Consider the following 15,627-nt stretch of genomic DNA (forward strand, 5'->3'; position numbering starts at 1 on the left):
ATGTTCGGAAAACTGTCACTGTCAGCGATCCCCTTTCATGTACCCATCATCATGGGATCGGTCAGCGTGGTATTGCTGGGCGCGGCGCTGATCCTGGCGCTCATCACCTATTACCGCAAGTGGGGCTACTTGTGGCATGAATGGCTGACCAGCGTCGATCATAAAAGAATCGGCGTCATGTACATCATTCTGGCGCTCGTCATGCTGCTGCGCGGCTTCTCTGACGCCATCCTGATGCGCTCGCAGCAGGCCGTCGCACTGGGCTCCGATCACGGCTTCCTGCCGCCCGGCCACTACGACCAGATTTTCAGCGCGCACGGCACCATCATGATTTTTTTCATGGCCATGCCGTTCCTGGTCGGCCTGATGAATGTGGTCGTGCCGTTGCAGATCGGCGCGCGCGACGTCGCCTTCCCGTTCATGAATGCAGTCAGCCTGTGGCTCACGGTATTCAGCGCCGGGCTGGTCATGCTCTCGCTCGGCGTGGGCAATTTCTCCCACGCCGGATGGACCGGCTACCCGCCCCTCAGCGGCCTGCATTACAGTCCGGGCACCGGTGTCGATTACTGGATCTGGAGCATCCAGTTGAGCGGGCTGGGGTCGCTGATGACAGGCATCAATTTCCTGGTGACCATACTCAAAATGCGCGCTCCCGGCATGACGCTGATGCGCATGCCGATCTTCACCTGGACCGCATTGTGCACCAACGTGCTGATGATTCTCGCCTTCCCGGTATTGACCGTGACGCTGGCGTTGCTGGCGCTGGATCGTTACCTGGGCATGCATTTTTTTACCAACGCTCTCGGCGGCAACATGATGATGTACCTCAATCTGTTCTGGATCTGGGGGCATCCGGAAGTCTACATCCTGGTGCTGCCCGCGTTCGGCGTGTTTTCCGAAGTGGTGGCCACACTGTGCGGCAAGCGGCTATTCGGCTACACCTCGATGATCTGGGCGACCATCGCCATCACCGTGCTGTCCTTCACGGTGTGGCTGCACCATTTTTTCACCATGGGATCGAGCGCAGACGTGAATGCCTTCTTCGGCATCATGACCATGATTATCGCGGTACCTACCGGGGTCAAGGTGTTCAACTGGCTGTTCACCATGTATCAGGGGCGGGTGCGTTTCGACACGCCGATGCTGTGGACGCTGGCCTTCATGGTGACGTTCGTGCTGGGCGGCATGACCGGCGTGATGCTGGCGATTCCGGGTGCCGATTACGTGCTGCATAACACCGAGTTCCTGGTCGCCCACTTTCACAACATGCTGATTCCCGGTGCTCTGTTCGGCTACTTTGCCGGCTATGCCTTCTGGTTTCCCAAGGTGTTCGGTTTTGCGCTGAACGAGAAATGGGGCAAGCGTGCATTCTGGATGTGGGCGAGCGGCTTTTACCTCGCCTTCATGCCGCTCTACGTGCTCGGTTTTCTGGGCATGCCGCGTCGTCTGGAGTACTACACCAACCCTGCCTGGCATCCCTGGCTGGAAATTGCCGCCGTGGGTGCTGCCTTCATCCTGATCGGCATCGTGTTTCAGGTCATCCAGCTGGTGGTGAGCATCCGGGCGCGCGAAACAACCCGCGACCTGAGCGGCGATTACTGGCGCGACGGTCGCACCCTGGAATGGTCAACTGCCTCGCCGCCGCCGCTCTACAATTTCGCGCAACACCCTGTTGTGCAGTCGCGCGATGCATTCATGGCGATGAAGCAAGCCGGCAGCACCGATCAACGCCCGGACACGTATCACGCCATTCTGATGCCGAAGAACACGCCTGCCGGTTTCATTGTCGGCGTGCTGGCGTTCTTTACCGGCTTTGGCTTGATATGGCATATCTGGTGGCTGGCCGCAGGCGCGGCGCTGGGCATCCTCGCCACACTCATTTTCCGGATGATGCAGGACGAGGTGGAGTATTTGATTCCCGCAGAGGAAGTGCAGCGGATTGAAGCCGCGCGCATATTCCGGCATGCAGACGCCGATTCGTATCAGCAGGTGCCAGCATGATGTCCGCCGCATTAACCCGCGACACCGACCAGACTGCGGCGCACCATGCCCAGGCCGTGAGTAACAGCGTTTTCGGATTCTGGGTGTATGTGATGAGCGACGCCATCCTGTTTGCCATACTGTTCGCCACCTTTGCCGTGTTGCGCCACAACTACGCGGGCGGCCCCACCGGCGCGACCTTGTTCGACCTGCCCAAGGTGTTCGGCGAAACCCTGCTCCTGCTTACCAGCAGCGTGACCTATGGCCTGGCGGTGCTGGCGATGAACAGGAAAAACAGAATCCAGGTGCTGGGCTGGCTGTTGATCACCTTCCTGCTTGGGCTGGGTTTCATCGGCATGGAAGTCAGCGAGTTCCAGCGCATGATCCTGACGGGTGCCGGACCCGATCGAAGCGGTTTTCTGTCCGCATTTTTTACCCTGGTCGGCACTCACGGCCTGCACGTCAGCTTCGGCCTGATCGGCATGCTGGTGATGATGGTTCAGGTCATGCACAAGGGATTAACCGTCCCGGTTCAGTCCAGGCTGATCCGCCTGAGCATGTTCTGGCACTTCCTGGACATCGTGTGGATCGGCGTCTTCAGCGTGGTCTACTTGATGGGAGTGATGTAAATGGCACATGAGTCGATTGATCTGCCCGGTGTCAGCCATGCCCGCTTGCGCACCTATGTCGTGGGTTTTGCGCTGTCCATCGTGCTCACTATCATCCCGTTCGGCTTGGTCGTATTCGGTCTCGACCGCTTTCCCCACACCGCCATACTGACTGTCATCGCACTCGCAGCCATCGTCCAGATTGTGGTGCAACTCCACTACTTCCTGCACCTGGATCGCACCTCGGACCAGAGCTGGAACCTGCTCGCCATTGTGTTCACCGTACTCATCATCGCCATCATGCTGCTTGGCACGCTGTGGATCATGTTCGATCTCCATGCACGCATGATGTAAAAGCCGATCGCCCTGAGAGCGTAGTCTCAGCGCCGGCTGCGCGACCGTTTCGACATGGCCCAGTAAACGACGGCAACCAGCAGAACCAGCGCCAACGCGCCCGCCAGCCACAACTCTGCCGTATGAACCCGCAGCAGCCATGCTTCGATCTGCTTGCCGAAATAGTAGACGCCCGCACTCCATGCGCCGACCCACAGCAGCGCGCCCAGCGCGTTGTAGACTGCGAAGCGTTTCCAGCCCATTCCAACACTGCCCGCAGTGAGGCCGTTGAGTTGCCGCAGCACCGGGAAGAAACGCGCGACGATGACGACTTCCGGGCCGTAATGCGCGAAGAAGCGCTCCGTCTTGTCCAGCCGCGCGACGCTGATGCCCACGCGCGCGCCATGGCGAACCAGCAGCTTGCGACCACCGAAGCGGCCAATGGCATAGCCGGCGTTGTCGCCAAGCGTCGCCGCTGCCCATGCCGTCACAACCACGAGCCAGATGTTGAGCTGGCCCTGCACGGCGAGGAAGGACGCGGCGACCAGGAAGGTCTCGCCCGGCAGCGGTAATCCCAACGACTCGGCGAACAGCACGCCGAACAGCGCGCCGTAACCGTACTGGATAATATAGGGATGCGCCGTGGCAAGCAGGCTGTTCATATTGAGAAAATCAGTCAGCCACAGAGAACACAGAGTTCACTGAGGCAGCGGGGCTCGCCGGGATGGGCGATTCGTCGCCCAACTCGCAAAAATCCCTGGTTGCCGTAAATATTGACTTCCCCCATCAGGTGACCCGGAAAAACAGGTGGGAAACGCTTCATCTCTGTGTTCTCCGTGATCTCTGTGGCTTGAATCGCGGGTTTTGTTTTAGGTTCATTCTTCGCCTTCATCGTCGCCGTAAGCCGTCCCATCCACCTTACCGCTAAACACCAGATACTGATAGCCGTTGTAGAACAGCATGATCGGTATCAGCGGCAGGATGCCGACCAGCATGAACAACTGCGTACCGGAGGAAGCGGCGGCAGCGTTCCAGGTCAACGTGGGAGTGAGGGCGTAGGGATACAGGCTCGCGACCAAGCCGACAAACGACGCCACAAACAGCAGCAGCGTGCCCAGGAATGGCCAGTACTCATGCCGTTTGAGATAGGCCCATAGCGTCAGCAGCGCGGCAAATATGGCTACCCCGCCTGCCAGCGCATAAGGCAGCGCCGAGCTGCCGGACCAGCGGCTGGCAATATGGGGGTTGTGCAACGGCGTCAACGCCAGCACCAGCGCACCCGTCGCCAAGGTACCCAGCAACAGCCAGAAGCCACGTCGATAGGCGCGATCCTGCATCTCGCCGGTGGATTTGAGTATCAGCCAGCCCGCCCCCATCAGCGCATAACCCAGCACCACGCCCAATGCGGTCAGCAACGTGAAGGGTGTCATCCAGTGCCAGCCGCTGCCCACATAGTTACCCGCCAGGGTCGGCCAGCCCTGAATCAGCGCGCCCAGTATCATTCCCTGGCTGATGGCTGCACCCAGGCTGCCTACGCCAAAGGTCACGTTCCACAGCCACTTGCGCCTGCTGGCATGGCGGAATTCGAACGCCACCCCGCGCATGATCAGCGCGAACAGCATCACCGTGACCGGGATATACAAGCCCTGCAACAAGGCGGCGTAGACCGGCGGAAATGCGCCGAACAGCACGCCGCCCAACAGCACCAGCCAGGTTTCGTTGGCGTCCCACACGCTGGACAGGCTCGCCATCATCAAGCCGCGGCGGTCTTCATCGCAGGCCGCCAGCGACAGGATGCCCACGCCCAGATCAAAGCCGTCCAGCACCACATACAGCAACAGCGACAGCCCGGCTACGCCGATCCAGAATGCCACCAGGAAACTTTGCATGTCCATACAGCGTTTGTCCTTGAATGATCCAAAAAAAGCGGTGGTCCACGAAACACACGAAAAGCACGAAATGGGGTATGCAGGCATTTCGCCGTAAGGCGAAAGCTCGCAAAATATTCAACGAAATAAAAAGTAGTAAATCATCACCAGAGAGTGAACGACCTAATCAATGCCGCATTGTTTTATTTCGTGTCTTTTGTGTCTTTCGTGGATAAATCGCCGTTTTCAGGATGGTTTGATCAGATGCGCCGATCTTGCCAGCCGTGCTGGGGAACTGCTGGCGGCTCCAGCGTCAGGTCCGGACCTTTGCGCAGCCAGCGTCGCGCAAAAATAAAAAACGCTATCGCCAGCACGATGTAGAGCACGGTGTATCCGGCCATGCTGAACATGACGCTGGACGCGGGGAGTGGCGACGCCCCCTCGCTGGTGCGCAGCAAACCATAGACCAGCCACGGCTGACGTCCGACCTCGCGCACGGTCCAGCCCAGTTCCACCGCGACATAGCCCAGCGGCACCGCCCACAGCCAGCCTTTGAGCAGCCACGGGCGTGACTGCCAGGCCGCATCCTGCCAGCCGTGGCGCCATGCGTGCCACAGACTCAGCAGCATCAATGCGAAGAAATACAAGCCGATCACCACCATCAAGCGGAAGCTGTAAAACAACAGCGGCAATGCGGGCGGGCGATCCTGCGGCGCAATATCGAGCAGACCTTTCACCTGGCCGTCCCAGGTGCTGGTTGCCAGCAGGCTCAACGCATTGGGAATCTTGATCTCCCAGTCATTGGCGCCTTTTTTTGCGTCAGGCCAGGCGGCAACCGCCCACGCCGCACCCTGTCCAACCGGATTGGTGTGCCAATGGCCTTCGATCGCCGCGCCCTTGGCTGGCTGGTAAACAAATACGGATTTACCCGAACCGTCGCCCAGGTAAATTTGCAAAGGGGTAATCAGCACCGCCGCCAGCACCGCCATCTTGAAGCTCTTCATGAAAAACGCCGGATTGCGGTTTTTCAGAACATACCAGGCCGACACACCGCCCACCACGAAGCAGCCGGTTTCCAGCGCGGCCACCCACATGTGGCTCACCCCCCACACCATATCCGGGTTGAACATGGCAGCCCAGAAATCGGTGACTACAAAGCGTCCGTTCACCACCGATCCGCCCGCCGGGGTCTGCATCCAGGAATTCGCCATGACGATCCACAATGCCGACAGGCTGGCCCCGACAGCCACCATCAGCGTGGCAAAGAAATGCACCGCGCGCGGCACGCGCTGCCAGCCCAGCAGCATGATGCTGAGGAAGCCCGCCTCCAGCATGAATGCCATGGCGCCTTCAAAACCCAGCGCTGCGCCGAAAAAATCCCCGGCGAAGCGTGAAAACTCCGCCCAGTTGGTGCCGAATTCAAATTCCAGCGGCAGGCCGGTGACGACCCCCACGCTGAAATTGAGCACAAACAACTTTGCCCAGAAACGCGCATGGCGATAGTAGTCAACATCGCCGGTCTTGAGCCACAGTGCTTCGATCACCACCAGAAAAAACGACAGCCCGATGGTGAGCACCGGCCACACAATATGAAATAGCGCAGTCAAGGCAAACTGGGCACGGGATAAATCGGTAACGAGCATGGTTGCCATGAAGGAGTCGAGTAGCAATCAGAAGGTGCTTTATAGTAATTCATCGACGGAATAGCAAACCCTAAGTTCAATTGACGTGCCAACTGCTCTTGGGTCACAACCCCCATGGCTCTGACCTTGCAATGGGGCATATCCCCCGCCAGACCCTCTGCGCTCCTGTGGCTTTTTCAAAAAATCAATTACTTATGTTTCTGGCATGAGGTATGCATCGCATTGGCTGGGCAAGGTGCCCAAACAAGACCATCGCAACAGGAGGTAGATATCATGAACAAACGAAGCGCGGCAGGTGTCAAATTTGCACTGCCCATCGTGTTAACCATGTCGCTCATTTCCGGTACCAGCTACGCGGCCGTATCCGGAACGCAGCCGAGTCTGCGGATCAAAAACGAGACCTACACTGAAAACAGCGGCTGGGCCAATCCCGAGCTGGCGCACGCTGCTGCAGAATCCGGACGCGTGCTGATTGGTCATCTGCGCGCTGCGCGGGCATTTCTGGCCGACGGCTCCGCTGCGGGTGCGCGTAACGAACTGATCGTTGCGCAAGACTTCAGTGCGGCGCTGAAACACGACATGCCTTTTCTGGAAGTATCCAAATCGATACGCAACGCGCAGCAAAAGCTGATCTCCGGAAATACCAAAATTGCTTACGATGACTTGCTGCCGATCTATGCCAGCTTGGACGATATGCAAGTCTATGCACCTGAACTGGCACGACAGGAACGCCACAAAATCAAACACGCTGAAACCCAGGCGCGCAGCGGAAAGACCCGTGCAGCCGCACAAGCATTGACCGATGCGGCGAACGAACTGGAAACCACCACGGTTTATCTTCCCCTGGACCACATCAGCAAAGAGATCCGGCTCGCGCAAACGGCATTGCATGGCAGCCATCCCGATTTGAAATCGGCGCAACGCTCTGTCAACAAGGCACTGGATAGCCTGGTCGCCGAGAAAGTCCGCGTACTGGCTTTCCCCAACAGCTAAACCCGCACAATGTTTTTAATCACCACACCGAAAGGAATGCAATCATGGAAACTCTACAACCCAACCAAAGCGCCGTCGTTGCCACGTTCGACACCCATCCGCAGGCAGAACAAGGAGTGAAGGAACTGCAGAAATCCGGCTTCGATATGAAGAAGCTGTCCATCATCGGACGCGGCTATCACAGTGAAGAACATCCGCTTGGCTTTTACACCAGCGGCGATCGCATCAAGACCTGGGGCGGCATCGGTGCCTTCTGGGGCGGCCTGTGGGGGATATTATTAGGCGCCGCCTTCTTCTGGGTACCGGGCTTTGGCGCGCTGGCAGTAGCAGGCCCCATAGTCGGCATGCTGGCCGGCGGCCTGGAAGGCGCCGCAGTGGTAGGCGGGATCAGCGCGCTGGTCGCGGCACTGATGAGCCTGGGCCTGCCCAAACACAGCGCAATCAAATACGAAACCCTGCTCAAGGCCAACAAGTACTTGGTCATTGCGCATGGCAATGCCGAGGAAGTGGAAAACGCCCGGGAGATCCTGCAGCGTGCGCATGCACTGGAGACCGAACGACTGGCTGCCTGATTTGCACTCGCACTGGCCTTTGCGATATTTTGAGAGGTGTTGATTTGGCATGAACATCGCAAGGGCGGATAAGTTTCAGACATTCAAGGGTGAAACCGGGAATGACCGCTTCAGTGCGGACGATGGTAGTTAATCGAGGAATTCCATTTCTTAGCGTCTGCTCTCTTGGCAATTCACCTCTACTGAATTGGACTTGAGGCATTTACCATGCCAACATGAGAAAATACGGGTCGACCAGACCATGCGCGTCACACACTCATGAAATCAAAACCTTTCGATAGAAGTGAACACGTTTATAAGAACGACGCTTTTGCCGAACTCGTCAAAGATGCCATCCGGTTTTTCAATGGCACGCCCGTACATACGCTACCCCCTCCAGAGTCTTTCCTCGGCACCGGGGTTTACGCTATCTATTACACAGGCAAAAACACAATATACAAAAAATATGCCGAGTTGAATCGCCTGTCTTACAGTTACCCAATATATGTTGGCAAGGCGGTGCCAAAGGGCTGGCGCCAAGCGAGGGTTTCCGACAATCAGCTCGAACAATCCAAAGAACTAATTGGCCGACTTCGGGAGCACAGTCGTAGCATCAATATTGCTCAAGGATTGGAACTGAAAGACTTCATGTGCCGTTTCGTTATTTTTGAAGATGCTAGCTCAGACATGATCAGCACCATCGAAGCTGCGCTAATCAAATTGAACATGCCTCTATGGAACACTGCCGTGGATGGCTTCGGTAATCACGATCCAGGTAGTGGGCGATATGAGCAGGCGAAATCCGAATGGGATGTGATTCATCCGGGACGGGCTTGGGCAAAAAAATGCAACGGCGCACATGCCGAAGAAAGCACCATCCTTTCCAGAATCAAAAGCCACTTCAAAAATATCGAGCGCAAGCCATGAAGTCATTAGAAATATTTTCAGGGGCTGGAGGATTGGCGAAAGGGCTGGAGCTTGCGGGCTTCCAGCATTCCGCGTTCGTGGAATTTAACAAACACGCCTGCGCATCGCTCTGCGAAAATTTTGATGCGAAAAAAGTTTACTTTGGCGACATCAAAGATTTTGACCTTAGCGCTCTGGCCGATGTCGATATCGTGGCGGGTGGCCCGCCTTGCCAACCATTTTCATTGGGCGGCAAACATAAAGCGGATCAAGATAACCGCGACATGTTCCCATATGCGATCCGGGCAATCGAACAACTCATCCCAAAAGCTTTTGTATTTGAGAACGTTAAGGGCTTGCTCAGAGAATCATTTGCGGATTATTTCGAATACATAATCCTGCGACTTACCTACCCCGGATTTGCTGCCAAGCCCAACGCGGATTGGAAAGAACATTTGTCCGACCTGCGCAGCATCAGCCAGCTTGCTTATGCCGGAACAAAATACGATGTCTCGTTCAATCTAATCAATGCGGCAAATTACGGCGTCCCGCAAACGCGGGAGCGGGTTGTTATCGTCGGTATCAGAGCTGATCTGGGCGTGCCTTGGTCGTTCCCCGCCGAGACACATTCCGAAGACAGGTTGCTTTGGGAGATGTACGTTTCGGGCGAATACTGGAAACGCCACCGCGTGCCGAAATCGGAACGCTTACCGATAACCGAGCTTCTGCAAGAGAAGGTGGCTCGCTTGAAGGACAAGTACGGCATGTTCGAGCCGGAGCAACAGCCTTGGCGCACGGTCAGAGATGCGCTGCACGGCATCCCCGAGCCAACCACACAACACGGCATCGCCGATCACATCTATCACGACGGTGCGCGCACCTATCCCGGCCACACCGGCAGCGACATAGACTGGCCCGCAAAAACCATCAAGGCCGGAGGCCACGGCGTACCCGGCGGAGAAAACATGATCCGCTACCCGGATGGCAGCGTCCGCTACTTCACGGTGTGCGAAGCCAAACGAATCCAGACCTTCCCGGATAACTTCGTCATCAAAGGCGCCTGGGGCGAAGCGATGCGCCAGATAGGGAACGCGGTTCCTGTATTGCTGGGCGAAACGATAGGGCGTGAACTGGCGGGCAGGTTGAGAGTGCGGGGCGACTCGGTTGATGCAAGACTGTCGCACCGGGCAAGAATCTAATATCCAGCATGACAACCCGATAGCGTGGTTGACTGTTAATGTGGGACAAGTTGAGCGGCTTCTGAACTGGCTCAAAATATCGGCCTGCTGGGGTTTACTGCATCTGTATAATTTGTGACTATGGAAAACATCCGACGACAACTTGACGCCCAGCCCAAAGTAATAGATTTATATGCGGGAGCTGGCGGGCTAAGTCTAGGTGCAACGCGCGCCGGATTTACCGTCTCCGCTGCTGTAGAGCTGGATAAGTTCGCGATAGAAAGCCACACCCAAAACTTCCCCTATGTGACCCATTTGGATAACGACATTGCCAAGCTAAGCGGCAGTGAGCTGTTAATGCGCGCCGGTTTGAAAAAAGGCGAGCTGGACGGGTTGATCGGCGGGCCTCCGTGCCAAGGGTTCAGCACGATGGGGAAGCGTCAACTGGACGACTCCAGAAACGATTTGTTCGGACACTTCATGCGCTTGGTTGACGAAACGCGCCCCGCATTTTTTCTTGCTGAAAACGTACCCGGAATACTAAACGAGAAATACGATGACATCAGAAAGGCCGCCTTTGAACGGCTTCCAAAACGGTACGTTACGCTCGATCCGATAACGGTTAAAGCAAATCATTACGGTGCGCCCACCACACGTACACGTATTTTTTTCTTCGGCTACGATCCATCAAAAATGGCGGCCATGACCGTGTCCGATTTCGAGCATGGCAGCGATGTCGAGTTAACGAAGGTAAGGGAAGCATTGCACGGCCTTCCGAAAGATATACTCCCGAATTGGAAAGCAGACACAGATAAAGGCTGGAGCCGCACCCATATCGAAAATGAAAGCGCTTTTCTGAATAAAGTTACGAATGCTGTTCCACTCGGTGTCGGAAACAATTCTGCGCTTGAAATTTATATGGAGAAAAGAATTGTCTCCGGCTGCATCGGAACGATACATTCGCCGGAAGTCGAAAAACGTTACAGCGATTTAGGCTACGGGGAACAGGATGCAATATCGAAATCCATCAAGCTGAACCCGAACGGATTCTGTCCGACGTTGCGGGCCGGAACCGGAAGCGATAAAGGAAGCTTTCAAGCGGTGCGCCCCATCCACTATTTGCGGCCTAGAGTTATTACTCCGCGCGAAGCTGCAAGGCTCCAGGGGTTTCCAGACTGGTTTTTGTTGCATAGCACCAAGTGGCATAGCTTCAGGCAGATTGGGAATAGCGTTAGCCCGATAGTTTCAGAATATTTATTGTCAGTGATATTCGGCAAGTTGATAAAGGGTCTGGTCTGACATTACTAGCAAGTTTAACCAAGGGTTGAGGGGAAGTTTATGACAGATGTAAATCAGAGAATTGACGCATCTCCAACAAAAGATTTTTTCATCTCGATTCTGGTAAGGGACATAAAACTTGTCGATGCGATATCTGATTTAGTTGATAACTGTGTTGACGGCGCAAGAAGATTGCGCCCAGATAACAACTATGATGGCTTGCATCTCACGCTAGAGGCGAAACCTGATTTCTTTATTATTGCTGATAACTGCGGCGGCATTAGCGCAAAGATTGCTCGTGAATATGCTTTTCGTTTTGGTCGCCCAGTCAATATAGAAAATACCCCACATTCAATTGGCCAGTTTGGCGTTGGCATGAAGAGAGCGCTTTTTAAAATGGGGTCAAATATTAAAATTGAGTCAACAGCCGCTGATTCAAAATTTACTATCAACATTGATGTTGATGCATGGAAAAATCCGGGATATGTTGACGAGCATGGCAAGGAAAGATGGGATTTTGAATTTGAAACGCTAGAGGAAAACTTGAACAATCCTGCCGAGAAATGTTCGACTGTAATAACGGTAACAAAATTGCATGAAGGAATTGCAAATGAATTTAAATTGGAAAATTTTGTTACTCGCCTAATTTCAAACATTGAGGCTGCTCATCAAAGCGCCATCGGGAATAACTTAAAGATTGCAGTCAATGATATTGATCTCGAATATCGTCAATCCGCGCTTCTCAGCTCAAAAAAGCTACAGCCCCTATACAAAAGCGTCGGAATTCCAATCAAGGGAAAGGCTGTCACAGTTAGAATTTACGTTGGCATATCGGAAGCAAAGCTAATCGATGCAGGGTGGTATGTTTTTTGTAATGAACGTTTGGTGCTTCGCGCTGATAAAAGCCAGGTAACCGGCTGGGATCAGGAAATTAATGGGGTTCACATGCCAAAACCGCATTACCAGTTTGCGCGTTTTCGAGGGTATGTGTTCTTCGACTCAGATAGCGCCGACGTGCTGCCTTGGAACACCACAAAAAATGGAGTTGATGTCGAATCTAGCTTGTATCAGTCGGCCAAGTTGGAAATGGTAAATGCAATGCGACCGGTAATCGATTTTTTGAATGCTCTAGATAACGAAATGGATACAGAGAGTACGGCGCTGCAATCAAAGGTCAACGAGGCCAAGCCTGCGCTACTTCGCAACATTGCCGAATCCGCTGTATTTGTTTATCCGAAAGCCACCGATACAGATATGAAAAATGAAGAGCCCAAAGAAGGCAGAATTTCTTATCTTGCATCTTATGAAAAAATTAACCGAATAAAGGAATTGACGGGATGCAAATCTAATCCGGCAGTTGGCTTGCACACTTTTAATTATTTTCTCAAATCAATGGGAGAAGAATAAATGGCTGGCAGCTATCGCAAAATAAACTACACCATTCGACCAGCGAAGTCCGTCGAAAGAAAGATGCTGTGCGACATCTTTAGAAAGCTGAATGATTTTTATACGATCGATAGTTATCGGTATATTGGTTTTGGTGCGGTGTACTTTTCGGACTTTGTTCTTTTTCATCGCATGTTGGGGATCCGCAACATGGTCAGCATTGAAAGCACGCTTTCGGAAAGTGTTAAGCGCAGATTTGAATTTAATGCCCCCTATAAATACATAGAACTAAAGTTTGGAAAATCTTGGGAGGTGTTACCGACCCTTGAATGGAAGGATATTCCAACAATACTCTGGCTTGATTATGATGGTTTGCTCGAATCTAATTGTTTGAGAGACATCGAAACATTCTTCTCGTCGGCGACATCCGGTAGCGTTTGCCTTGCATCATTTAATATTCAAGACGACCCCGATTCTGGGGCGGGGACTCCTTTAGACCGCCTAAAGACCCAAATAGGCGAGGAAAATGTTCCGAGGGATGTAGGTGCTAATTCGCTCAGCGGATGGGATCGTGCGGATATTTTTAGACGAATTATTACCAATAAAATAGAAGAAATTCTTTCGCAAAGAAATGGTTCTATGCCAGATAGCGCAAAGCTTTGCTATCGCCAGTTATTTAATTTTCACTATTCAGATGGCGCGTTAATGCTCACTGTTGGAGGAATAATATACGGCTCTGGTCAAAAACATTTGCTCGACAAATGCGCATTTACGAACTTGCGATTTTGCAAAGACGGAAGTGAGCCTTATAAAATTAACATTCCCAAGTTAACTTTTAAGGAAATTAGGCATCTTGAATCTCTAATGCCTATCAGCGAAGAAAGTTATAAGACAATTAACATCCCGCAGTCCGAAATTATTCAATATTGTGAAGTGTATCGCTACTTTCCAATTTTCGCCGAATCTGAAGTTTGAGAAAAATAAAGATATTAGCTTCGCGTATCTTCAGGGTTGATCAGCACAAGGCTGGCTACTGCATTTGCAGCGCCAAACTCATCCGTGAACTTCGCAATTGCTAACATGCCATTTCCTAAATATCCCTCTTCTATTTTTGACGTTGCCGCAGCGCTGAAAAAACGCTACCGTGACTTCAACCACTACAACCTCAAAGACCCGCTGGACGAATTGCTGTTCATCATTTGCAGCACCAAGACTGGCGAGGCGAGCTACCGCAGCACCTTCCGCTCGCTGAAAGAAACCTTCCCTACACATCTGCACATCGCCGAAGCGCCCGCCGAATATATCGCGCGGCCTATCGTCAGCGGCGGGTTGTCAAACCAGAAAGCAAAGGCGATCCGCGAACTGCTCGATGTGATCGTGGAAAAGTTCGGTGAGCCGACGCTGAAGCCGTTGCGCAAGATGAGCGACACGGAGGCCGAGGCTTTTTTGTTGGCGCTGCCGGGAGTCGGGAAGAAAGTGGCGCGCTGCGTTCTGATGTACTCGCTGGGCAGGCAGGTTTTCCCAGTGGACACGCATTGCTGGCGTATCGCCCGCCGCCTCGGCTGGGTCAGGCCTACGCAAAAAGACAAACACTGCGCGCCGCGCGACATGGATCGCCTGCAATCCAAAATCCCGCCCGAGCTTCGCTACTCGCTGCACGTAAACATGATTTCACTCGGGCGCGAGATTTGCACTCCATCTGTACCCCATTGCGATGAATGTCCCATATCAGCTTTGTGCCCCAAGACTGGTGTGGATCGAATGAAGAAAAAAATTAAAGTCTAGAAATGGCGCTTTAGAAATCAAATGAGCGGACGTTCAAAAATCACATTCCTATACAAGTAACTACAAGCGGCCCTTTCATTGCAAGCATCATGACGGGCGGGTATGTGTCGTATTCTGCCGTTTATTAATATCGATTTCTGGCCTTGATCAGTCTTATAAGGCATAGGTATTACAAGCCATCCTGTCAGCAAGATGGGCGCTACCTTATGCACGGGGTATCACCCGTTTCATTGCACATCAATCAATGACGATGGCATGATGCGCGTCAGTACCATTACAAAGAGTACTGGCAGGTGTCGGGTTGATAACTGGCAAAATGTCGGTTGGTTATAAAAAGGGGATATGACCATGGCTCTTGAAATAATCGGCGCAGGGTTTGGGCGCACCGGCACATTGTCTGTTTATACCGCACTTCAGCAGTTGGGTTTTCCGTGCTATCACATGTTCGAAGTACTGGAAAACAAGGAAAACAAATCGCACCTGGATTTTTGGCGCAAAGTCGCTAATTCCGCGCCGGGCGCTCAGCACGACTGGACACAGGTATTTTCAAAATATACCGCCGCGGTGGACAACCCGGCGTGCTGTGTATGGCGTGAACTGCTGGCTGCCTATCCCGACGCCAGGGTGGTGCTGACCGTTCACCCTCGCGGTGCCGAAGCCTGGTATGAAAGCACGATGGACACCATCTATTTCACGGAAAAAATGTGGCAGTTCAAGGTATTGGAATTTGCTACGCCGTTCGGGCGAAAGTTTGGCGACATGTCCCGCAAGCTGATCTGGCAGCGCTCGCACAAGGGCACCATGGATGATCGTGACCAAGCCATCGCTCACTATCATCAGCACATCGCGGATGTAAAAGCCGCTGTTCCGGCCGATCGGCTGCTGGTGTTTTCCGCAGACCAGGGCTGGAAGCCACTTTGCGAGTTTCTGGATGTGCCAGCGCCCGAATCGGAGTTTCCCAATGTCAATGATCGCGCAGCCATTAAAAAGACCGTGCGCGATCTTACCAAAGGCGCCTATGTCATTCTTGGTGCGGGTTCGGTTGCATTGGCCGGTTTGATTTATGGGGCCGTCCATTTCTTTTCCTGAAAATCAAAGCATAGTGAGCCGTTCGGTTG

Annotated in this window: 15 protein-coding genes; 12 read left to right on the top strand and 3 right to left on the bottom strand. The window is 53.6% G+C overall.

The window, feature by feature from the left end; all coding sequences use genetic code 11:
• Genes cyoB through cyoD form a run of 3 tightly spaced genes read left to right on the top strand, consistent with a single transcriptional unit; the run spans position 1 to position 2,942 of the window.
• Positions 1-2,001, top strand: a complete 2,001-nt coding sequence (cyoB, locus tag EI185_RS00745) for a cytochrome o ubiquinol oxidase subunit I (RefSeq protein WP_124703194.1) — start codon at positions 1-3, stop codon at positions 1,999-2,001.
• Positions 1,998-2,609 carry a cytochrome o ubiquinol oxidase subunit III gene (gene cyoC, locus EI185_RS00750; RefSeq protein ID WP_124703195.1) on the top strand — a complete coding sequence of 204 codons (612 nt, stop codon included), beginning with the start codon at positions 1,998-2,000 and terminating at the stop codon, positions 2,607-2,609. Before cyoB ends, cyoC begins: the two co-directional genes overlap by 4 nt.
• Positions 2,610-2,942 carry a cytochrome o ubiquinol oxidase subunit IV gene (gene cyoD, locus EI185_RS00755; protein WP_124703196.1) on the top strand — a complete coding sequence of 111 codons (333 nt, stop codon included), beginning with the start codon at positions 2,610-2,612 and terminating at the stop codon, positions 2,940-2,942.
• Positions 2,943-2,968: 26 nt separating this feature from the next.
• Here cyoD and EI185_RS00760 read toward each other — a convergent pair whose 3' ends face one another.
• The 3 genes from EI185_RS00760 to EI185_RS00770 form a co-directional block, all read right to left on the bottom strand.
• Positions 2,969-3,583, bottom strand: coding sequence for a DedA family protein (locus EI185_RS00760; RefSeq protein ID WP_124703197.1), 615 nt, complete (start codon positions 3,581-3,583; stop codon positions 2,969-2,971).
• Between the two features lie 213 nt (positions 3,584-3,796).
• A complete protein-coding gene (gene cydB, locus EI185_RS00765; RefSeq protein ID WP_189836220.1) occupies positions 3,797-4,816 on the bottom strand; it encodes a cytochrome d ubiquinol oxidase subunit II in 1,020 nt (339 codons plus the stop codon).
• Between the two features lie 233 nt (positions 4,817-5,049).
• Complete coding sequence (locus EI185_RS00770; protein ID WP_223247589.1) at positions 5,050-6,441, bottom strand: cytochrome ubiquinol oxidase subunit I; 1,392 nt, start codon at positions 6,439-6,441, stop codon at positions 5,050-5,052.
• Positions 6,442-6,705: 264 nt separating this feature from the next.
• Between EI185_RS00770 and EI185_RS00775 the strand changes: the two genes are divergently transcribed.
• The 9 genes from EI185_RS00775 (at position 6,706) to EI185_RS00815 (ending at position 15,598) form a co-directional block, all read left to right on the top strand.
• The gene (locus tag EI185_RS00775; RefSeq protein WP_189836221.1) at positions 6,706-7,425 is read left to right on the top strand and encodes a YfdX family protein; all 720 of its coding nucleotides are present in this window, start codon (positions 6,706-6,708) and stop codon (positions 7,423-7,425) included.
• A 44-nt stretch (positions 7,426-7,469) separates the two neighbouring features.
• On the top strand, positions 7,470-7,997 hold the full coding sequence (locus tag EI185_RS00780) for a permease (protein WP_124703200.1): 528 nt from the start codon (positions 7,470-7,472) through the stop codon (positions 7,995-7,997).
• Positions 7,998-8,255: 258 nt separating this feature from the next.
• A complete protein-coding gene (locus EI185_RS00785) occupies positions 8,256-8,903 on the top strand; it encodes an Eco29kI family restriction endonuclease (protein ID WP_124703201.1) in 648 nt (215 codons plus the stop codon).
• Complete coding sequence (locus EI185_RS00790) at positions 8,900-10,081, top strand: DNA cytosine methyltransferase (RefSeq protein ID WP_124703202.1); 1,182 nt, start codon at positions 8,900-8,902, stop codon at positions 10,079-10,081. The genes EI185_RS00785 and EI185_RS00790 overlap by 4 nt, the downstream gene beginning before the upstream one ends.
• A gap of 120 nt (positions 10,082-10,201) precedes the next feature.
• Complete coding sequence (locus EI185_RS00795) at positions 10,202-11,359, top strand: DNA cytosine methyltransferase (RefSeq protein ID WP_124703203.1); 1,158 nt, start codon at positions 10,202-10,204, stop codon at positions 11,357-11,359.
• Positions 11,360-11,398: 39 nt separating this feature from the next.
• Positions 11,399-12,745 (top strand): ATP-binding protein, encoded by a 1,347-nt coding sequence (locus EI185_RS00800; RefSeq protein WP_124703204.1) that lies wholly within the window; start codon positions 11,399-11,401, stop codon positions 12,743-12,745.
• Positions 12,746-13,699 (top strand): O-methyltransferase, encoded by a 954-nt coding sequence (locus EI185_RS00805; RefSeq protein ID WP_124703205.1) that lies wholly within the window; start codon positions 12,746-12,748, stop codon positions 13,697-13,699.
• An 84-nt stretch (positions 13,700-13,783) separates the two neighbouring features.
• Positions 13,784-14,509, top strand: a complete 726-nt coding sequence (locus EI185_RS00810; protein WP_124703206.1) for an endonuclease III domain-containing protein — start codon at positions 13,784-13,786, stop codon at positions 14,507-14,509.
• Between the two features lie 348 nt (positions 14,510-14,857).
• On the top strand, positions 14,858-15,598 hold the full coding sequence (locus EI185_RS00815; protein WP_124703207.1) for a sulfotransferase family protein: 741 nt from the start codon (positions 14,858-14,860) through the stop codon (positions 15,596-15,598).
• Positions 15,599-15,627 lie beyond the last annotated feature (29 nt).

Origin of the sequence: Sulfuriferula multivorans (assembly GCF_003851125.1) — a bacterium.
GTDB classification, from domain to species: domain Bacteria; phylum Pseudomonadota; class Gammaproteobacteria; order Burkholderiales; family Sulfuriferulaceae; genus Sulfuriferula; species Sulfuriferula multivorans.

Excerpts from the sequence above, each read along its gene's own strand:
- cyoB (WP_124703194.1), top strand. The coding sequence starts at position 1 with ATGTTCGGAAAACTGTCACTGTCAGCGATCCCCTTTCATGTACCCATC.
- cyoC (WP_124703195.1), top strand. The coding sequence starts at position 1,998 with ATGATGTCCGCCGCATTAACCCGCGACACCGACCAGACTGCGGCGCAC.
- cyoD (WP_124703196.1), top strand. The coding sequence starts at position 2,610 with ATGGCACATGAGTCGATTGATCTGCCCGGTGTCAGCCATGCCCGCTTG.
- EI185_RS00760 (WP_124703197.1), bottom strand. The coding sequence starts at position 3,583 with ATGAACAGCCTGCTTGCCACGGCGCATCCCTATATTATCCAGTACGGT.
- cydB (WP_189836220.1), bottom strand. The coding sequence starts at position 4,816 with ATGGACATGCAAAGTTTCCTGGTGGCATTCTGGATCGGCGTAGCCGGG.
- EI185_RS00770 (WP_223247589.1), bottom strand. The coding sequence starts at position 6,441 with ATGGCAACCATGCTCGTTACCGATTTATCCCGTGCCCAGTTTGCCTTG.
- EI185_RS00775 (WP_189836221.1), top strand. The coding sequence starts at position 6,706 with ATGAACAAACGAAGCGCGGCAGGTGTCAAATTTGCACTGCCCATCGTG.
- EI185_RS00780 (WP_124703200.1), top strand. The coding sequence starts at position 7,470 with ATGGAAACTCTACAACCCAACCAAAGCGCCGTCGTTGCCACGTTCGAC.
- EI185_RS00785 (WP_124703201.1), top strand. The coding sequence starts at position 8,256 with ATGAAATCAAAACCTTTCGATAGAAGTGAACACGTTTATAAGAACGAC.
- EI185_RS00790 (WP_124703202.1), top strand. The coding sequence starts at position 8,900 with ATGAAGTCATTAGAAATATTTTCAGGGGCTGGAGGATTGGCGAAAGGG.
- EI185_RS00795 (WP_124703203.1), top strand. The coding sequence starts at position 10,202 with ATGGAAAACATCCGACGACAACTTGACGCCCAGCCCAAAGTAATAGAT.
- EI185_RS00800 (WP_124703204.1), top strand. The coding sequence starts at position 11,399 with ATGACAGATGTAAATCAGAGAATTGACGCATCTCCAACAAAAGATTTT.
- EI185_RS00805 (WP_124703205.1), top strand. The coding sequence starts at position 12,746 with ATGGCTGGCAGCTATCGCAAAATAAACTACACCATTCGACCAGCGAAG.
- EI185_RS00815 (WP_124703207.1), top strand. The coding sequence starts at position 14,858 with ATGGCTCTTGAAATAATCGGCGCAGGGTTTGGGCGCACCGGCACATTG.